Genomic DNA, 19,378 nt, shown 5'->3' on the forward strand with positions numbered 1-19,378 from the left:
TGCTCAATTGAACGTGCTGGAGTCGATGACCTCCGACTCGGGGGGCGCCTCGACGCCGAGGGGCTCGTCGAACTCGGAGAAGCGGAAGTCGGCGTCCTCGCCCTCGAGCTGCAGCCGCAGGAAGTAGTGGGGCTCCGACAGCGAGACCCAGGCGTTGGTGTTGCCGGTGGGGTCCTCGGCGACCAGCTTCACGCCGTACTCGCCGTCGACCTGCTCGATGTCGCCGACGGTGCCCGACTCCGAGCCGTCGGCGCCGGAGGAGGGCGAGGAGGACGACGCCTCGCCGATGATGGCGTCGATGTCGCAGAAGGAGTCGAACTGCGCGGCGTCGCTCTCGTCGCCCTTGACCCACCGGTCGCCGATCAGCTTCGCGGCCTGCTCGGCGGTGGCCTGCGGCTGACCGCTGGCAACGAAGAAGGCGACGTCGGGCTTCAGGTAGGCCTCGCCCTCGATGCGCCGCACGGCGGCCGTGCCGTCGCCGACCTTCAGGGTGCCGTCGCAGTCGCCGGCCGAGGTGATGGTCATGTCGATGCTGGAGTCGACGCCGTTGTAGGGGATCTCGCCGCTGATGCGCACCGAGTCGAGCACGCGCATCGCCTTGGCGGTCTCGGACTGGATCTCGGTGTAGCCCTGCTCGGCGAAGGCCCGCTCCGCCGCCGTCGGACGGTCGGGGTCGGGGTCGTCGCCACCGCTGCCGAGCACCACGGCCGCCACGGCGCCGCCCGCGACCACGAGCGCCGCGGCGGTGAGGCCGGTCCACAGCCCCGCGCGCGAGCGACGCGGCGCCGGGGTGCTCGCCCACTGCGGCTGGTGCGGTGCGGGCTGGTGCGGGGGCCGGTACGGCGGCTGGTGCTGCTGCCCGGTCGGCGCGGCGTGCGCGGGCAGCGGGCCGGACGGCGTCGCGTGCGGCGGTGACGGCGGCGACACCGCGGGCGAGACGGCCGACGGGTAGGACGACGGCGGCGGGGCGGCGGCCGGCGCCCCCGGGACGACGAGCGCCGAGGCGAGCCGGCCGTGGTTGGGGTCGTCGACCATCCGCGCGGCCTCGCGGAGGTCGTCGCGCAGCGCGAGCGCCGAGCGGTAGCGGTGCCCCGGCTCCTTGGCCATGGCGACGCGCAGCACGTGGTTGACCGTGCGGGTCAGCGGCGAGCGGTCGGGCAGCTGCGGCACCGGCTTGGTGACGTGCCCGCCGATCACCTCGAACTCGGTGGTGCCGCCGTACGGCGGCTCGCCGGTGAGCACCACCCACAGCAGGCAGCCGACGGAGTAGATGTCGGTGGCCGGGCCGGCGTGCGCGCCGCCGTGCAGCTCGGGAGCCATGTAGGACGGCGTCCCGACGACGGCCGTGCCGATGCGGGTGGCCTCGGCGTCGACGCGCCGGGCGATGCCGAAGTCGCCGAGGTAGGCCTGCACGGTGGTCTTGGTGCGGCGGCGCACGAAGACGTTGCCGGGCTTGATGTCGCGGTGCACCAGGCCCGCCGCGTGGGCGTCGGCGAGGCCGCTGGCCACCTGCTCGATGAGGTCGAGCGCCTTGCCGAGCGGCGCCGGGCCCCAGCGGGAGACCATCTGGCCGAGGTCGCCGTCGGGGATCAGCTGGGTGGCGATGTAGAGGTAGCCGTCCTCCTCGCCGTGGGCGTAGACCTGGACGACGTGCGGCGAGTCGAGCGAGGCGAGCGCGCGGGCCTCGCGACCGAACCGCGAGCGGAAGTCGGGGTCGTGCGCGAACATCGGCGAGATGACCTTGAGCGCCACCCGCCGGTCGAGGTTGACCTCGAGGGCCTCGTAGACCACGCCCATGCCGCCGGCGCCGAGCTGGCGCAGCACGCGGAAGCGCCCGATCTCGTCTCCGGGGGCGGGGAAGGCTGCGGTCACCGTCATGTTCTACCTGACGTCGCCCCGCCCGTGCCGGTTGCGAGCCTGGTCACACCGCCGCCTGAGCGGCCCCTACCTCGCCCTTCAGGACGGACCGCCCCCACCTGGCGACGTGCTTGGATCGATCAAAACGCTGACCCGTCCCCTATGAGCGACGGGTCGGCGACGAGAACCCGGAGGACGAGTGACCGCACGACCCGACAGCCCCGACGTCTGGCCCGGCCAGCCCTACCCCCTCGGGGCGACCTTCGACGGCACCGGCACGAACTTCGCGCTGTTCAGCGAGGTGGCCGAGCGGGTCGAGCTGTGCCTGTTCGACGACGACCTGGTCGAGACCCGCGTCGAGCTGACCGAGGTCGACGCGTTCGTGTGGCACTGCTACCTGCCGACCGTGCAGCCCGGCCAGCGCTACGGCTACCGCGTCCACGGCCCGTACGACCCCAGCCAGGGCCTGCGCTGCAACCCCAACAAGCTGCTGCTCGACCCCTACGCCAAGGCCACCGCCGGTGACATCGACTGGGACCAGTCGCTGTTCGGCTACACCTTCGGCGACGAGGACTCCCGCAACGACGAGGACTCCGCCGCCCACATGACCCACGGCGTGGTCATCAACCCGTTCTTCGACTGGGAGGGCGACCGCCGGCTGCACTACCCCTACAACGAGAGCGTCATCTACGAGGCGCACGTCAAGGGCATGACCCAGCTGCACCCCGAGGTGCCGGAGGAGCTGCGCGGCACCTACGCCGGCCTGGCCCACCCCGCGATCACCGAGCACCTCACCCGGCTCGGCGTCACCGCCATCGAGCTGATGCCGGTGCACCAGTTCGTGCAGGACTCCACCCTGCTCGACCAGGGCCTGCGCAACTACTGGGGCTACAACACCCTCGCCTTCCTCGCCCCGCACGCCGACTACGCCGCCACCGGCCGCCCGGGCCGGGCCGGCGCCCTCGGCCAGCAGGTGCAGGAGTTCAAGGCGATGGTCAAGGCCATGCACGCCGCCGGCATCGAGGTGATCCTCGACGTGGTCTACAACCACACCGCCGAGGGCAACCACATGGGCCCGACGCTGAGCATGCGCGGCATCGACAACCAGGCCTACTACCGCGTCGTCGAGGACGACCAGAAGTTCTACATGGACTACACCGGCACCGGGAACTCCCTCAACGTCGGCAACCCCCACTCGCTGCAGCTGATCATGGACTCGCTGCGCTACTGGATCCTCGAGATGCACGTCGACGGCTTCCGCTTCGACCTCGCCTCGACGCTCGCCCGCGAGTTCTACGACGTCGACAAGCTCGCCACCTTCTTCGAGCTCGTGCAGCAGGACCCGGTGGTCAGCCAGGTCAAGCTCATCGCCGAGCCGTGGGACATCGGCCCCGGCGGCTACCAGGTCGGCGGCTTCCCGCCGCAGTGGACCGAGTGGAACGGCGCCTACCGCGACACCGTGCGCGACTTCTGGCGCGGCGAGCCGTCGCTGGGCGAGTTCGCCTCGCGGGTGGCCGGCTCCTCCGACCTCTACGAGCACTCCGGACGCCGTCCGGTGGCGAGCATCAACTTCGTCACCGCCCACGACGGGTTCACCCTGCGCGACCTCGTCAGCTACAACGAGAAGCACAACGAGGCCAACGGCGAGGACAACAACGACGGCGAGAGCCACAACCGCTCGTGGAACCGCGGCGTCGAGGGCCCCACCGACGACCCTGAGATCCTGGCGGAGCGCTCGCGCGCGCAGCGCAACGTCCTCGCGACGCTGCTGCTGAGCCAGGGCGTGCCGATGCTGCTGCACGGCGACGAGCTCGGCCGCACCCAGCACGGCAACAACAACACCTACGCCCAGGACTCCGAGATCGCCTGGATGCACTGGGACGACGTCGACCAGCCCCTCACCGACTTCGTGGCGGCCGTCATCCGGCTGCGGCGCGAGCACCCGACCTTCCGGCGCAAGCGGTTCTTCACCGGCGACACGGTGCGCACGCCGGTGCGCGGCGGCGAGGGCGACCGGCTCAACGACATCGTGTGGCTGCACCCCGAGGGCCGCCCGATGGAGCCCGACGACTGGTCCTCGCTCGAGCAGGGCGACCAGACCGTCGGCATGTACCTCAACGGGCACGGCATCGCCGGGCTCGACCAGCGCGGCGCGACGATCGTCGACGACCACTTCCTGCTGTACTTCAACGCCGACGGGCCCATCGACCTGGTGCTGCCCTCGGCCGAGTACGCCGAGGCCTGGGACGTCTGCATCAACACCGGCGGCGCCGCCGACGCCTCCGAGACGGTGCCGGCGGGCTCGACCTTCCACATGGAGCACCGCTCCGTGCTGGTGCTGCGCGAGCACCACGAGCCCGAGGCCGAGCCCGACCTGTCGGTGGCGGCGTCCGTGGCGGCCCTCGCGGGGCGCGACGCGTGAGCGAGCCCCGGGTGCCCGTCAGCACCTACCGCCTGCAGATCCGCGAGTCGTTCGACCTGTTCGAGGCCGCCCGCCGGCTGCCCTACCTGCACGAGCTCGGCGTCGACTGGGTCTACCTGTCGCCGCTGCTCGAGGCCGAGCCGGGCTCCGACCACGGCTACGACGTCGTCTCGCACGCCCGCATCGACCCGGTGCGCGGCGGCCGCGAGGGCCTCGACGCGCTGAGCGCCGAGGCCCGGCGGCTCGGCCTCGGCGTCCTGGTCGACATCGTGCCGAACCACGTGGGCGTCCAGACGCCGAAGGTCAACGCCTGGTGGTGGGACCTGCTGACCCACGGCCGTGACTCCCGCTGCGCCGAGGCCTTCGACGTCGACTGGGACGTCGCGGGCGGCAAGGTGCGGCTGCCGGTGCTCGGCGACGACGGCACCGACGCCGTCGAGGTCGACGTCGACGCGGGCGTGGTGCGCTACCACGAGCACGCCTGGCCGCTGGCGCCCGGCACGACGTCGCTGGAGGAGCAGCACTACGAGCTCGCCCACTGGACGACGGCCGACCACGGCCTGAACTACCGGCGCTTCTTCGCCGTCAACACCCTCGCCGGCATCCGCGTCGAGGTGCCGTGGGTCTTCGAGGAGTCGCACGCCGAGATCCGCCGCTGGTTCGACGAGGGCCTGGTCGACGGGCTGCGGGTCGACCACCCCGACGGCCTGCGCGAGCCCGGCCCCTACCTCGACGACCTGGCGCGGCTCATCGGCGGCGCCTACGTGCTGGTCGAGAAGATCCTCGAGCCGGGCGAGGTGCTGCCGGCGTCGTGGGCGACGGCCGGCACCACCGGCTACGACGTGCTCGGCCAGGTCGACCGGGTGCTCACCGACCCCGCCGCCGAGGCCGTGCTGCCACTGTCGGAGCTCACCTACGCCGACGTCGTCCACACCGCGAAGCGCTCGATCGTCGACGGGATGCTCGGCTCCGAGGTGCGGCGCACCGTGCGCGAGCTGCCCGCGTCGGTGCTCGACGGTGGTGCCGACGGGGCCGACCTCACGCCCGGTGAGGCGGCGATCGACGCCGAGGCGCTCGAGGACGCCGTCGCCGAGCTGGCGACGTGCTTCCCGGTCTACCGCTCCTACGTGCCCGAGGGGCGCGAGCACCTCGAGCACGCGGCCGCCGAGGCGCGGCGCCGTCGTCCCGAGCTGGCGCCGTCGATCGACCACCTGGTCACCGTGCTGGGCGACCCGGCCGAGCCGGCCGTGCGCCGCTTCGAGCAGCTCACCGGCGCCACGATGGCCAAGGGCGTCGAGGACACCACCTTCTACCGCTACAACCGCCTCACCTCGCTCAACGAGGTCGGCGGCGACCCGAGCCACTTCAGCCTCACCGTCGAGGGCTTCCACGACGCGATGGCGCGGCGGCAGGCCGAGCGGCCGCACGCCATGACCACGCTCAGCACCCACGACACCAAGCGCGGGGAGGACGTGCGCGCCCGCATCACCGCGCTCGCCGAGCAGCCGCAGCTGTGGACCGAGGCCTTCGAGCGGCTGCAGGACGCCGCCCCCGTGCCGTCGCGCGCGTTCGCGGCGCTGCTGTGGCAGGCCGTCGTGGGCGCGTGGGACGACGACGACCCCGACCTGCGCGACCGCCTGCACGCCTACGCCGAGAAGGCGATGCGCGAGGCCGGCGACCACACCACCTGGACCTCCCCCGACGAGGCGTTCGAGGCCACCGTGCACGCCGCGGTCGACGCCGCCTTCGACGACGAGGCCGTCGCCGCCGTGGTGGCCGGGCTCGTCGGCGCCGTGGCCGGGCCGGGCGCCGTCAACGCCCTGTCGGCCAAGCTGCTCTCGCTGACGGTGCCGGGCGTGCCCGACGTCTACCAGGGCTCCGAGCTGGGCGAGTTCTCGCTCGTCGACCCCGACAACCGCCGCCGGGTCGACTTCGACCGGCTCGCGGCGGTGCTGCGCGGCGACGAGCCGCACCCCTACCTGCCCAAGCTGCGGGTCACCGCGGCGGCGCTGCGGCTGCGGCGCGACCGGCCCGAGCTGTTCACCGGTTACACGCCGCTGACCGCCGAGGGCCCCGCCGCCGACCACGTGCTCGCCTTCGACCGCGGCGGCGCGATCACCGTCGTCACCCGGCTGCCCATCGGCCTCGACGCCGCCGGCGGCTGGGGCGAGACCCGGCTGGCCCTGCCCGACGGCACGTGGCGCGACGTCGTCCACGGGGGCACCACCGACGGCCCGCTCGAGCCGGTGCTGGGCGCCGCCGGCGTGGCCCTGCTCGTGAGGGAGGACTGAGATGACCACCTCGACCACCACCGGCCCGGCCCGCGGCCCCTTCGACGTCTGGGCGCCCGAGCCGGCGCGGGTGCGCCTGCTCGTGGCCGGCGAGACCGTCGAGATGGCGCGCGACGACGACGGCTGGTGGACGCCGTCCGAGCCCGTGCCCGACCCCGAGCAGGGCGACGTCGACTACGGCTACCTGCTCGACGACGTCGAGACGCCGCGGCCCGACCCGCGCTCGCGGCGCCAGCCCGACGGCGTCCACGGCCTCTCGCGCACCCACCGCGCCGACGCCTTCGCCTGGACCGACCAGGGCTGGACCGGCCGCCAGCTGGCCGGCTCGGTCGTCTACGAGCTGCACGTCGGCACGTTCACGCCCGAGGGCACCCTCGACGCCGCGCTCGGACGCCTCGACCACCTGCTCTCCATCGGCGTCGACCTCGTCGAGGTGATGCCCGTCAACGCCTTCAACGGCACCCACAACTGGGGCTACGACGGCGTCGCCTGGTTCGCGGTCGACGAGAGCTACGGCGGCCCCGAGGCCTACCAGCGCTTCGTCGACGGCTGCCACGCCGCCGGGCTGGGCGTCATCCAGGACGTCGTCTACAACCACCTCGGCCCGTCAGGCAACTACCTGCCCGAGTTCGGCCCCTACCTCAAGCAGGGCCGCAACACGTGGGGCGACCTGGTCAACCTCGACGGCGGTCAGTCGGCCGAGGTGCGGCGGCTGATCCTCGACAACGTGCGCATGTGGCTGCACGACCACCACGTCGACGGGCTGCGGCTCGACGCCGTCCACGCGCTGCACGACGAGTCGGCCACCCACCTGCTGGAGGAGATGGCGGTCGAGGTGGCGGCGCTCTCCGCGCACCTGCGCCGGCCGCTCACGCTGATCGCCGAGTCCGACCTGAACGAGACCCGGCTGGTGACGCCGCGCGAGGGCGGCGGCTACGGCCTCGACGCGCAGTGGAGCGACGACTTCCACCACGCCGTCCACGTGGCGCTGACCCGCGAGACCGACGGCTACTACGCCGACTTCGAGCCGCTGACGGCGCTGGCCAAGGTGTGCGAGCGCGGGTTCTTCCACGACGGCACCTACAGCTCGTTCCGCGAGCGCGACCACGGCGCCCCCGTCGACGTCGAGCACATGCCGGGCTGGCGGCTGGTGGTCTGCAGCCAGAACCACGACCAGATCGGCAACCGCGCCGTCGGCGACCGCATCACCGAGGAGCTGGACGACGACCAGCTCGGCTGCGCGGCGCTGCTCACCCTGGCCGGGCCGTTCACGCCGATGCTCTTCCAGGGCGAGGAGTGGGCGGCGTCCACGCCGTTCCAGTTCTTCACCTCCCACCCCGAGCCCGAGCTCGGCGAGGCCACCGCGAAGGGCCGCATCACCGAGTTCGAGCGCATGGGCTGGGACCCCGCCGTCGTGCCCGACCCGCAGGACCCCGAGACCTTCACCCGGAGCAAGCTCGACTGGTCGGAGCGCGACGGCGAGCGGGGACGACGGCTGCTGGGCGTCTACCGCCGGCTGGCCGAGCTGCGCCGCACCGAGCCCGACCTCACCGACCCCCACCTCGGCGGCGTGCGCTGCCGGGTAGACGAGACGGCCCGCACGTTCGTCATGTGGCGCGGCGGACTGGCCGTGGTGGTCAACCTCGGCGACGCCGAGGCCGAGCTGCCGCTCGTCGAGGCCGGCGGCGGCCTCGAGCCGCTGTTCGAGACCGGGCCCGGCGTGGCGGTGGACGGGGGCGCGGTGCGCCTCGCGCCGCACGTCGGCGCGATCGTCCGCGCGAACGGCCGCCGACTGCTTGACTGAGGCCATGAGGCCTCGGTGAGCAGCCCGGAGGCGGGCCCCGACCTCGTCGTCGGCCTGGCGGTCGCCGCCCTCGAGCGGGCGGTCGCCGCCGTCAGCGACAGCGAGCTCGCCGCCGCGGCGCTGGAGCCGGCCGAGGTGGCGCTCGCTGCGGCCCGGGCCGCGCTGGCCGAGGGCCTCGCCGACGACATCGGGCTGGCCGACCTCGTCCGGCAGGCCGGGCTGAGCGGCGCGGAGGCCGAGCTGCTGGCCGTGCTCATCGGTACCGAGATCGACGAGCGGCTGCAGCGGCTGGTCGTGAGCCTCACCGACGACCGCGCCCGCCACCACGTCGAGCTGTGGCTGCTGCCCCACCTGCTGCCGGGCGCGACCCCGGCGCTGGCCGGGCCGGGCTCGGCGCTGGTGCGCGCCGGGTTGGTGCGGCTCTCCCCGCGCGGCGCCTTCGGTCGCACCGCCCTGGTGGTGCCGCCGCGGCTGCTGTGGGCGCTGTGCGGCGACACCCAGCCCGACCCGTCGCTGCCCGCCGGGCTCGAGCTGGTGGTGGCCGACGTCCTGCCGAGCGTGCCGGCGCGGCTCGCGGGCCACGACGCCGTGCTGGTCGTCGGACCCGACAAGGTGCGGCGCCGCCGCCGCGCCCTCGAGAGCCTCGGCGCCTCCGGCGTGCTCGCCACCGCGCCGCCCACCGACGCGCTCGGGTGGGAGTCGCTGGTGCTCGAGGCCACGCTGGCCGACGCCGCCGTGCTGCTCGAGACCAGCCGGCCCCTCGACGACGCCGGACGACGCTGCGTCGAGCAGGCCACCCACCTGCGGTGGGGCATCTCCAGCGCGCTGCCGCTCGGGCTCGACGACCTGCCGCACCGCCCGTGGCGCGAGGTCACCGCCGACGAGGGCACGGTCACCGCGGGCGAGTGGAGCGCCGTCACCGGTCAGGACGGCCTGCCGCAGGGCCTGACCGCCGAGCAGCTCGGCCGGATGAGCCGGGCGCTGGGGCTCACCGGCGGCGACGCGATCGAGGCCTACCGCCGCCTCACCGACGCCGGCATCACCGACCTCGCCACCCGGGTGGTGCCGCGGGCCGGGTGGGACGACCTGGTCCTCGACACCGGGCGCAAGCAGCGGCTGCGCGACCTCGTCGACCGCTACCGCTCGGCGTCCGTGGTCTACGGCGAGTGGGGCATCCGCCCCAGCCCCTCCCGCGGGCTGATCGCGCTGTTCTCGGGCGCCTCGGGCACGGGCAAGACGCTGAGCGCCGAGGTGGTGGCGGGCGAGCTGGGGCTGGCGATGTACCGCCTCGACCTGTCGGCGGTGGTGAGCAAGTACATCGGCGAGACCGAGAAGAACCTCGACGCGCTCTTCGACGCCGCCTCCATCGGCGGCACGCTGCTGTTCTTCGACGAGGCCGACGCCATGTTCGGCAAGCGCACCGAGGTCAGCGACGCCCACGACCGCTACGCCAACGTCGGCACCAGCTACCTGCTGCAGCGTCTCGAGCGCTACGACGGCATCGTCGTCCTGGCCACGAACTTCGAGAAGAACATCGACGAGGCGTTCGTGCGCCGCGTGCACGTGCGGCTCGACTTCCAGCTGCCCGCCGAGGCCGAGCGGCGCCGGCTGTGGGAGTACAACCTCGCCGCCGGCATGCCGCTGACCGACGACATCGACCTCGACTGGCTGGTGCGAAGTCTCGACGTCTCGGGCGCCTCCATCCGCAACATCGCCGTGGACGCCGCCTTCCTGGCCGCCCGCGAGGGCACCGCGGTGTCGATGGCCCATCTCGTGCAGGGCGCCGCCCGCGAGATGCACAAGTCGTCCCGCATGATCACCCGCGGCATGTTCGGCGACTGGTTCGCCGTCGCCACCGCCGCCGGCTGACCCGACCCACTGCCCCGACGCCGGCCGAGGTGCAGGTACCCCTGCGTCCCCCGACGCTGGTCGAGGTGCGAGGAGCCCTCGGCGACGAGCCTCGAGACCACCGGCCGACCACGCGGACGTCCCCACGACCGGTGCGCGGCGCGGGCATGCCGGGGCAAAGTCTTCGCCGTTCGGCTGCGCCCGTCGGGGGGCCGCCCTAGCCTGACCGCGACGGACCGTCCGATCCGCCGCTGCTCCCCGGCTCGAGAGGTCCCCCCACATGCCCCCCACCACGGCTGCGCCCGAGGCCGAGTCCGAGCGCGAGCGTGAGCGCCCGACCCCGGCGCCCGCCCCCGCGGCCCCCGAGGCCGCGACCCTCGAGGTCGGTGCGGCCGACCACCACTACGAGCAGGCCGCCGACGCCACCGCCGACCGGGTGCTGCGGCGCCTGGCCGAGCAGGGCGAGCTCGGCGGCGAGGCCGGCACCGGCGGCGGCCACGGCGGCGGGATGGGCCGCGAGGGCGGCGCCGTCGACGAGCAGACCGCGGGCGCGATCGCACGCAGCCGCGGTGGCGGCGCTCCGCTGTCGGCGCCGCTGCGCCGCTCGATGGAGGGCGCCTTCGGCGGCGCCGACTTCAGCCGCGTGCGGCTGCACACCGGCCCGGCCGCCGGCACGCTCAGCCGCACGCTCGGCGCCACCGCCTTCACCGTCGGCAACGACGTGTTCCTGGGGTCGAACGCCCCCTCCCTCGACACGCGCCAGGGCCAGCACCTGCTGGCCCACGAGCTGACCCACACCCAGCAGGAGGGCGGCGACGCCCACCGCTCCATCCGCCGTCTGGTCGGCGACGAGGCCGAGCACAGCGGCCCCGTCACCTTCCACCTCGACGACGAGGCCGAGGACAGCGGACCGGTCACGTTCCACCTCGACGACGACGCCGAGGTCGACGACGAGGAGCCCTCGTCGGTCACCTTCCACCTCGACGACGACCTCGAGGACGGCGCCACCGCGGTGCCGACGGACGCCGAGACCGCGGCCGAGAAGGACCCCCTGTCGGCCGACCCCGCCAAGGCCGAGTTCGACGTCCTCGTCACGGGCAGCAAGGCCATCGCGTCGTGGCGCGGCACCGGCCCGGTGCCGGAGTTCAACCGCACCACGGGCGAGAAGGCCGAGCTGGGGCTCACCACGGCCTCCGCGACCGGCACGGTGGCCGCCGGGGCCGGCAGCCAGCTCGAGACGTCCCAGGGCGGCAGCGACAAGGCCGCCGTGGCCGACGGCCGCGCGGTCGAGACCGCCGCGCCCGCCGACGTCCAGCTGGCCGAGAACATCCTCGGCGCCATCTCGGCCAAGATCTCCGTGGTCAAGACGGCCTACAAGGCGGTCAAGGACATCGTCCGCGCCATCGACGAGCGCAACCTCGGCACCGGCACCGTGGCCCGCAACTCCCTCAGCGCCGTGAAGGCCTCGGTCGACCTCGGTCAGGCCGCCATGAAGGCGGTCAACGCGATCCTCGAGCCGATGGGCATGGTGACCGGCCCGATGATGGCCGCCGTCCCGGGCCTCGGCATCGCGATCGGCGTGCTCGACATCCTCAGCAACGGCATCGCGCTGGGCATCGCCTACAACGGCTGGGCCCGCATGCGCGACGACAAGCGCGAGGCGAAGAAGGTCCTCTTCGAGGCCAAGAACTGGGGCAAGACCAAGAAGTGGTACGGCGGCAACGAGTCGGGTGCCGAGCTCGCCGCGCTGATCCTCCAGGACGCCGAGACGTTCCCCGACAAGGCGGTCGCCAGTGAGGTCGAGGCGGCCAAGGACTACCAGCTCTCCAAGAGCCTGCAGGAGATCGGCGGCAAGCGCATCCGCCGCAACCTGCTGAACATCTCGGCCGCGGTGCCCGGCATCGCCGGCGACATCGCGATGCTCACCGGGGTCGGCGCCGGTGTCGGCGCCGGGCTCAAGCTGGGCGGCTCGGCCCTCAAGGGCGGCGCGGCCCTCACCCGCCTCGGCAAGCAGGGCCTCAAGGACGCCTTCGGCATCGGCGGCACCACCGCCAAGAAGCTGGCCGCCTACGACGGCATGATCATGGCGATGAGCAACAAGATCATCTCCGTGGGCGCGCTCGGCGACGTCGAGGGCGTGCAGGACCGACGCGACGACGTCACCCACCAGGTGATGGCCTCGGGCCTGAACGTGCGGGCCATCAAGGTCGCGGTGGCCGGCAACGCCCCCACCCTCGGCGCCGACCTGTGGCGCATGTGGGTCAAGGCGCTGAAGAACCGGGACGGGCTCTGAGATGGCCTGGGGCATCCCCGACCTCACCGCGTTCCTGACCGACGACCTCGGCCTGACGCTGCTCGGTACCGACGACGAGGCCGAGCAGCTCGAGGTCGGCCTCAGCGGGGGCGAGGCCGACGAGGTGCACCCCACCACGCTCCGCCTCGCCGGCTCGGTCGCCGAGGCGCGGGTGCTGTGGGTCGACGTCCGCTACCCCTTCACCGCCCCCGACCTCGACGCCGCGCGCATCGCCGGCGCGCGACTGCACCCCTACCTGGCGCTCGGCCACACCGAGGTCGACGACGACGGCTCGCTGCACCACCGCTACGCGATGCCGGTCGACACGACGTCCCCCCTGCCCGCCGGTCTGCTGGCCCAGGCGCTGTCGGTGCTCTCCTACGAGCAGGTGCACTTCGGCGACTACCTCGAGGCGCTGTGCCGGGGCGACGTCGAGGTCGACCTGTTCGCCGAGCTGGTCGCCCGGGGCGAGGCCGCCGAGCTCGGCTGAGCCTGCCCCACGATGCCGGTCCGGGGCCGCCGTCCGACGTATCGTGACGGCACCATGACGCGACCCACGATCTCCCGCACCGTCCGCTCCCGGCTGCTGGTCAGCGCGATGGTGACGGCCATGGTGGGCGTCACCGCGTGCAGCGGCGGTGGCGGCGCCGGTGGGCCCGAGCGCAGCCCGACGTCGCCCGAGGCGGCGCCGCGGCCCGTGCCGTCGTCCGACCTCAACGTGATGGTCTTCGTGATGGACGACGCGGGCGACGTCTCGTGCCGCGACTTCGGCCGGTCCATGCCGAAGTCGGCCGCCCTGCTGCGCGACCGCGGCCGCTGCTTCGAGGGCGCGCAGGCCAACGCGCCGTCGTGCGCGCCGTCCCGCGCGGCCCTGATGACCGGGCAGAACCTGCACAACAACGGCGTCCTCGACAACCAGTCGGCCCCGAACATCGACGTCACCCACACGGTGCAGCACCAGCTCGAGCAGGCCGGCTGGAACACCTACGGCACCGGCAAGTTCTTCAACGGCATCAAGGTCTGGGACGTCGAGTCCGGCAAGCGGCCGAGCGGGTTCGGGTCGTCGGACTTCTGGAGCAGCTCGAAGCCGCTGGGCTACAAGCTGTGGGACGAGGAGACGCAGAGCCCGCAGAAGCCCGAGCGCAACATCCACGCCACCACGCGGGTCGGGATGTTCCTGCGCTCGTTCATCAAGAGCCAGGCCGACTCCGAGCGCCCGTTCTACGCCTACGCCGCGTTCAAGGCGCCGCACACCGACAACTCCGCGCCCACCCTCGAGGCCCGGCTGCCGAAGGCGACCAAGGCCAACCGCACCCGCGAGGTGCCGCCGTTCCGCTACGACCCCGAGGCCGACACCCGCGACAAGCTGCCGATCTTCCAGCAGCAGCTGGCGAAGCGGGAGTACTACGCCCGCTTCCACCAGGCCCGCGCCCGGGCGACCTACGACGTCGACGACGAGATGGGCAAGGCGATCGACCTGCTGCGCGAGCAGGGCGAGCTGGCCAACACCGCCATCTTCCTGACCAGCGACCAGGGCTACCACCTCGGCGAGAACGGGTGGGAGACCAAGGGCGACCCCTACCCGACCACGCTCGACGTGCCGCTGCTGGCGTGGCTGCCGTCGCGGTTCGGCGAGGGCAAGGTCGACCGCAGCCCGGTGCAGCTGCTCGACGTCGCCCCCACGATCTACGACCTCACCGGCGTCGAGCCCGACTACCAGGTCGACGGCCGCTCCATGCTGCGCCGCCAGCCCGGCGGCGCCACCTACGCCGAGGTCGTGAACAAGAAGGCGAAGCTGAGCTACCCCAAGGAGGGCTTCGCCCCCGGACGGGTGCCGAGCTGGTCGGCCCTGCGGCGCGGCCCGGCGGCCTACATCGAGTACTACGACAAGGACGGCGCCCGCATCCGCCGGGAGTTCTACCGCGACCCCGGCATGAAGCGGAACCTGCTCTGGCAGGGCCACCGTGCCGACCGCCCCAGCGACGCCACCCTCGCCCGCTTCTCCCGCGACCTCCGACGCGCCCGCACCTGCGCCGGCGCCGAGGGCTCCGGCGCCCCCAACCCCTGCCCGTAGCCGGCGGCTCGGGCTCGGGCTCGGGCCGGGGCGGCGGTGACCTAGTGACCGAACGCCGACCCGTCACTCATGCGCGACGGCTCGGTGACCCGTCGCCTATGAGCGACGGGTCAGCGTGTCGACCCACTCCGGGACGAGGACGCCGGCGGGGCCGTGGCGGGCGTCGTGGAAGAGGTGGCTGCCCTCGCTGGGCTCGAGGTTGAGCTCGAGGGTGCGGGCGCCGTGGGCGCGGGCGTACTGCACGAAACCGGCCGCGGGGTAGACCGCGCCGGAGGTGCCGACGGAGACGAAGAGGTCGGCCTCGGCCAGGTGGCCGAGGATCTCGTCCATGCCGTAGGGCACCTCGCCGAACCAGACGACGTCGGGCCGCAGCGCGCACGAGCCGCACCGCGGGCACGGCGGCAGGTCGCCCAGCCCGCCCTGCTCGGCCGGCCACGGCACATGTGCGTCACAGCCCAGGCACAGCGCCGAGCGCAGCTCGCCGTGCATGTGGTGCACCCGCGTCGAGCCGCCGCGCTCGTGCAGGTCGTCGATGTTCTGGGTCACCAGGAACAGGTCGTCGCCCAGCGCCTGCTCGAGCCGGGCGAGGGCGTGGTGGGCGGGGTTCGGCTCGACGGTGTCGAGCGCCTCGCGCCGCGCGTCGTAGAAGGCGTGGACGACGCCCGGCGCGCGCTCGAAGGCCTCGGGCGTGGCGACGTCCTCGACCCGGTGGCCCTCCCACAACCCGTCGGCGTCGCGGAAGGTCGGCACCCCGCTCTCGGCCGAGATGCCGGCCCCGGTCAGCACGACGACCCGCACGCCCCCAGCCTGACAGACTCGGGATCAGCCGCGGGCGTGCACCCGGACGACGTAGCCGGACGCCGGGTCGTGCGCCCCGCCGTCCCACGTGCCGTGCCGGGCCCGCTCGACGAGCCCGACCGCGCGGGCCGCGGCGGCGTAGTCCTCGTCGGAGCCGGGCGGGCACCCGTCGGGCACGTGCGCGGCGTCGGTGCCGAACCCGGCGACCAGCAGGCCGCCGTCCACCAGGTACGTCGCGAGCCGCCCGAGCGTGGTGGGCAGCGAGCCGGGCGCCAGGAACGGCACCACGTTGCCGGCCAGCACGACGACGTCGAACGCCGGCCCGTCGAGGTCGAGCGTCGCGACGTCGGCGACGTGCCAGGTCAGCCCGGGGCTCTCGCGCCGGGCCACCTCGACCATGGCCGCGTCGTCGTCGACCCCGACCACCGGGTGGCCGAGGGCGGCGAGCCGCCGCGCCACCCGGCCGGTGCCGCAGCCGGCGTCGAGCACCCGGGCGGGCGGCGGCGCCAGCGCACTCACGAACGCCGCCTCACCGTGGACGTCGGCGCCCTCGGCGGCCGCACGGCGGAACCGCTGCTCGTAGGCCTCGGCGTAGTCGTCCCCGGACTCGGCCCGCGCCACCCGGCGCCAGAGGTCGCTCACCGGGCGGTCAGCGGACGGCCGGTGACGGTCGCGGCCGGTCGAGCGTCACGGCCAGGATCGAGAGCAGGCCGAGCACCGCGAAGCAGCCCCAGCCCAAGAACGCGGTGCCCGAGAGGTAGGCGCGCAGCCGCAGCAGCAGCACCAGCAGCACGGCCAGGTGCACCGTCACCACCACGACCCACGGCCCGGGCGTGCGGCCGGCGAACAGCGCCGCCACCAGCAGCGGCACCGGGGCCGCGACGATCCACACCACGCCGATGCCGTAGAGCACCGCGCCGTTCTCGAACAGGAAGGTCGCCGCCGCCACCCCGTCGATGCCGGTGCCCCCGAGGAACAGGAAGGTCGTCGCGCCGGTGATCATCAGCAGCACCGCCGCCATCACCTTGAACGGCATCACCGGCTCTCGCCCGACCCGGAGCCCGACCCGGAGCCCGACCCGGAGCCCGATCCGCTCGGCGCGACGTCCGGCGACCTCACCCGCCCGTAGCCGTCACCGGCCACCTCGACCCGCGGCCGCTCGGCGTCGGGCTCGCCGACCCCGACGATGCACGAGCGGCCGTCGCGCTGCTCGACGAAGACCCGCAGGCTGGTGCCGCGGTCGGTCAGGCCCTCCTCGTCGCTGCTGATCTCGACCAGGAACGAGCCGGTCGGCCCGTCGGAGACGTCGCTGACGGCGTAGGTGACGTCGGGGTCCTCGGTGCCGGCCTCCTCGCGCCCCTCGTCGATGAGCGTCTCGAGCGACATCCGGTAGAGATCCATGGGCAGCTCGCACAGCAGGTCGATGCCGGCGGCGACGTCGAGGTCCTCGGCCGCGTCGACGGCGAGGTCGGCGACGTCCTCGACCGAGTCGGCGTCGGCCGCGTCGCCCGGCCCGGCGACGAACAGCGTCACCACCGCGACCCCGGCCAGCACCAGCAGGACGGCGCCCACCACCGCCCAGGGCAGCCAGCCCCTGGCGGTGTGCGGTCCCCGGTCGGGCCCGGTCAGCTCCATGGCCCCACTATGACCGACGCGACGACGCCGCACCGGCGGTACGCCGGGACGCGGTGGCCCCCCGGCCCGGCCGCCACCAGTTGCGCTCGCCGAGCAGGGTCATGGTGGCCGGCAGCAGCAGCCCGCGCACGATCGTGACGTCGATCAGGATCGCGACGGTCATGCCCACGCCGATCTCCTTGACCGCCACCAGCCGCCCGGCGGCGAAGCCGAGGAAGACGATCGAGATGGCCAGCGCGGCCAGCGTCACCACCGGCCCGGACGCCGTGATGCCGGTCAGCACGGCCCGGTCGTTGGCCTCGCGGCTGCCGGGGCGGGGCGCGCCCTTGCCGCGCGCGGGGTGGTCCCACGCCTCCTTGATCCGAGCGACGAGGAAGACGTGGTAGTCCATCGAGAGGCCGAAGGCGAAGACGAACAGCAGCAGCGGCGTGGTGATGTCGAGCGCGCCCCACGGGTCGAAGCCGAGCAGCGAGGAGCCCCAGCCCCACTGGAAGACCGCCACGACGACGCCCAGCGTGGCCGCCAGCGAGAGCAGGTTCAGCAGCAGCGCCTTCACCGCCACGACCAGCGAGCCGGTGAGCACGAGCAGCAGCAGCCCGGTGACGAGCACGACGAGGCCCACCGCGAGCGGCAGCCGGGCGCCGGTGGCGTCCTTGGCGTCGACGAGCTCGGCGGCGGGCCCGCCCACGAGCACCGGGACGCCGAGGTCGAGCTCGCGCAGCTCGCCCACGAGCCGCTGCGCCGCCGGGCCGTCGGTGGCCCCCACGGGCTCGACCTGCAGCTGGGTGGAGCCGTCGGGCAGCGGGTCGAGCACGAGCACGTCGTCCACGTCGTCGAGCGCGAGCACCTGCTGCACGAGCGCGGTGACGCGGGGGTCGCCGGGGGGCGGGTCGGTGAGCACCGTGAGGGGCGTCGTGCGCAGGTCGGGGTAGGTCTCCTGCACCGCCTCGTAGGTCAGCCGGGCCTCGTTGTCGCGCGGCAGGGAGCGGGCGTCGGAGTTGCCGACGTCGAGCGCGAGCAGCGGCGCGGCCAGGGCGAGCAGGACGGCGGTCGAGCCGGCCAGCGCGAGCCACGGCCGGGCCTGGGCGGCGCGCGCCAGCCGGGCCAGCAGCGTCTGCTCGGGCGGACGTCGGCGGGCCAGGAAGCGGCCCTCGCCCGGCGCGGGCACGTGGCGGTGCCCGAGCGCGATGAGCGCCGGCGCGAGAGTGAGGCCGGCCGCCGTGGCGAGCGCGACGGCGACCACGCCGCCCACGGCCATGCCGGTCAGCACGGGGTCGCCGAGCACCAGCAGGGCGGTCAGCGTGGCGCCGACGGTGAGTCCCGAGACGAGCACCGTGCGCCCCGCGGTGGCCATGGTCGCGGCGAGCGCGTCGGCCGGGTCGGCCGGGCCGCCCTTGGGCCCTCCGGTCTCGCGCTCGTGCCGGAAGCGTGAGAGCACCAGCAGGCTGTAGTCGACGCACAGGCCGAGCCCGAGCAGCGTGACCACGTTGACGGCGTACTCGCTCACGTCGGTGAGCGAGGCGAGCCCGGTCAGCGCGAGCAGCGAGGCGGCGACGGTGCCGAGGGCGGTGAGCACGGGGACGGCGCCGGCCAGCCAGCCGCCGAGCACCACGACGAGCACGAGCAGCAGCACCACGACGGCGACGCCCTCGCCGCGGGCGGCGTCGGCGACGGCCTGGTCGGCGAAGGCCCGCTCGGCCAGCAGCTGCCCGCCCACCAGCACCTCGGGGAAGGGGATGCTGCGCAGTCGCGCCGTGACCTCCTCGGCCACCTCGAGCGCCTCGTCGTCGCTCAGCGTCGGGTCGAGCTCGACCTGGACGACGACGCCCTGCCCGTCGGCGGCCACGAGCTCGCTGGCACCGGTCGTGTAGGGGTCGCGCAGCTCGGCGACCCCGGGCAGGGTGCGCAGCTGCTGCAGCACGTCGCTGGCGGCGTTGACGATGGCGATCGAGAGGGCGTCGTCCCCCCGCAGGACGGCGACGACCTGCTCGCCCTCGGGGTCGAGCGCGTCGAGGCGCTGCTCGACCTCGGTCGACTCGACGCCCTCGCGCGGGCCGGGGGTGGCGGCGCGGTCGAAGACCGAACCGCCGAGCACGGCCCCCACGGCCACGAGCAGCAGCCACGCCGCCACGACGACCACGCGGCGGCGCCAGACGGACCGGCCGAGCCGCTCGAGCACGGGAGCGAACTCTAGACCAGACCCTACTTTTGCGTGATTCACGGAGAAAAGGTGGCCAACAGGCGGCAGATGTTCCTACAGTGACCACGGTCACGCCCACCGAGGGGTGTGGCGCTCCCTTCCTCCGGAGGTCAGTCCGTGTCAGGTTCCACACAACAGCTGCGTGCGGGTCACCCG

The 19,378-nt window shown here is 73.9% G+C and carries 13 protein-coding genes; 7 read left to right on the forward strand and 6 right to left on the reverse strand.

Annotation, left to right across the window (positions count from 1 at the left end):
* Positions 1-3: 3 nt before the first annotated feature.
* On the reverse strand, positions 4-1,872 hold the full coding sequence (locus tag ABEA04_RS20515; RefSeq protein ID WP_345463292.1) for a serine/threonine-protein kinase: 1,869 nt from the start codon (positions 1,870-1,872) through the stop codon (positions 4-6).
* A 184-nt stretch (positions 1,873-2,056) separates the two neighbouring features.
* On the opposite strand from ABEA04_RS20515, the gene glgX reads away from it, so the two are divergent.
* From glgX to ABEA04_RS20550, 7 genes are all read left to right on the forward strand, one after another.
* Positions 2,057-4,279, forward strand: a complete 2,223-nt coding sequence (glgX, locus tag ABEA04_RS20520; RefSeq protein ID WP_345463296.1) for a glycogen debranching protein GlgX — start codon at positions 2,057-2,059, stop codon at positions 4,277-4,279.
* A complete protein-coding gene (gene treY, locus ABEA04_RS20525; protein WP_345463298.1) occupies positions 4,276-6,570 on the forward strand; it encodes a malto-oligosyltrehalose synthase in 2,295 nt (764 codons plus the stop codon). The genes glgX and treY overlap by 4 nt, the downstream gene beginning before the upstream one ends.
* Before the next feature lies 1 nt (position 6,571).
* Positions 6,572-8,374, forward strand: a complete 1,803-nt coding sequence (treZ, locus tag ABEA04_RS20530; protein ID WP_345463301.1) for a malto-oligosyltrehalose trehalohydrolase — start codon at positions 6,572-6,574, stop codon at positions 8,372-8,374.
* A gap of 15 nt (positions 8,375-8,389) precedes the next feature.
* Complete coding sequence (locus tag ABEA04_RS20535) at positions 8,390-10,243, forward strand: ATP-binding protein (protein WP_345463304.1); 1,854 nt, start codon at positions 8,390-8,392, stop codon at positions 10,241-10,243.
* A gap of 259 nt (positions 10,244-10,502) precedes the next feature.
* Positions 10,503-12,515 (forward strand): eCIS core domain-containing protein, encoded by a 2,013-nt coding sequence (locus ABEA04_RS20540; RefSeq protein WP_345463307.1) that lies wholly within the window; start codon positions 10,503-10,505, stop codon positions 12,513-12,515.
* Between the two features lies 1 nt (position 12,516).
* Positions 12,517-13,005: a hypothetical protein gene (locus tag ABEA04_RS20545; RefSeq protein WP_345463310.1), complete on the forward strand. Its 489-nt coding sequence runs from the start codon at positions 12,517-12,519 to the stop codon at positions 13,003-13,005.
* A gap of 54 nt (positions 13,006-13,059) precedes the next feature.
* Positions 13,060-14,589: a sulfatase family protein gene (locus tag ABEA04_RS20550; RefSeq protein WP_345463313.1), complete on the forward strand. Its 1,530-nt coding sequence runs from the start codon at positions 13,060-13,062 to the stop codon at positions 14,587-14,589.
* Between the two features lie 96 nt (positions 14,590-14,685).
* Here ABEA04_RS20550 and ABEA04_RS20555 read toward each other — a convergent pair whose 3' ends face one another.
* The 5 genes from ABEA04_RS20555 to ABEA04_RS20575 are packed head-to-tail and all read right to left on the reverse strand — an operon-like array spanning position 14,686 to position 19,201.
* Complete coding sequence (locus ABEA04_RS20555; protein ID WP_345463316.1) at positions 14,686-15,387, reverse strand: NAD-dependent deacylase; 702 nt, start codon at positions 15,385-15,387, stop codon at positions 14,686-14,688.
* 24 nt (positions 15,388-15,411) lie between these two features.
* A complete protein-coding gene (locus ABEA04_RS20560; protein ID WP_345463319.1) occupies positions 15,412-16,029 on the reverse strand; it encodes a class I SAM-dependent methyltransferase in 618 nt (205 codons plus the stop codon).
* A gap of 7 nt (positions 16,030-16,036) precedes the next feature.
* Positions 16,037-16,423, reverse strand: a complete 387-nt coding sequence (locus tag ABEA04_RS20565) for a hypothetical protein (protein ID WP_345463322.1) — start codon at positions 16,421-16,423, stop codon at positions 16,037-16,039.
* Positions 16,423-17,022: a hypothetical protein gene (locus ABEA04_RS20570; protein WP_345463325.1), complete on the reverse strand. Its 600-nt coding sequence runs from the start codon at positions 17,020-17,022 to the stop codon at positions 16,423-16,425. The genes ABEA04_RS20565 and ABEA04_RS20570 overlap by 1 nt, the downstream gene beginning before the upstream one ends.
* A gap of 7 nt (positions 17,023-17,029) precedes the next feature.
* Positions 17,030-19,201, reverse strand: a complete 2,172-nt coding sequence (locus ABEA04_RS20575) for an MMPL family transporter (protein WP_345463328.1) — start codon at positions 19,199-19,201, stop codon at positions 17,030-17,032.
* Between the last annotated feature and the right edge of the window lie 177 nt (positions 19,202-19,378).

Source organism: Nocardioides marinquilinus, from assembly GCF_039543705.1.
In the GTDB taxonomy this organism is placed as follows: Bacteria; Actinomycetota; Actinomycetes; order Propionibacteriales; family Nocardioidaceae; genus Nocardioides; species Nocardioides marinquilinus.

Excerpts from the sequence above, each read along its gene's own strand:
- ABEA04_RS20565 (WP_345463322.1), bottom strand. The coding sequence starts at position 16,423 with ATGCCGTTCAAGGTGATGGCGGCGGTGCTGCTGATGATCACCGGCGCG.
- ABEA04_RS20550 (WP_345463313.1), top strand. The coding sequence starts at position 13,060 with ATGACGCGACCCACGATCTCCCGCACCGTCCGCTCCCGGCTGCTGGTC.
- treZ (WP_345463301.1), top strand. The coding sequence starts at position 6,572 with ATGACCACCTCGACCACCACCGGCCCGGCCCGCGGCCCCTTCGACGTC.
- ABEA04_RS20540 (WP_345463307.1), top strand. The coding sequence starts at position 10,503 with ATGCCCCCCACCACGGCTGCGCCCGAGGCCGAGTCCGAGCGCGAGCGT.
- ABEA04_RS20545 (WP_345463310.1), top strand. The coding sequence starts at position 12,517 with ATGGCCTGGGGCATCCCCGACCTCACCGCGTTCCTGACCGACGACCTC.
- ABEA04_RS20570 (WP_345463325.1), bottom strand. The coding sequence starts at position 17,022 with ATGGAGCTGACCGGGCCCGACCGGGGACCGCACACCGCCAGGGGCTGG.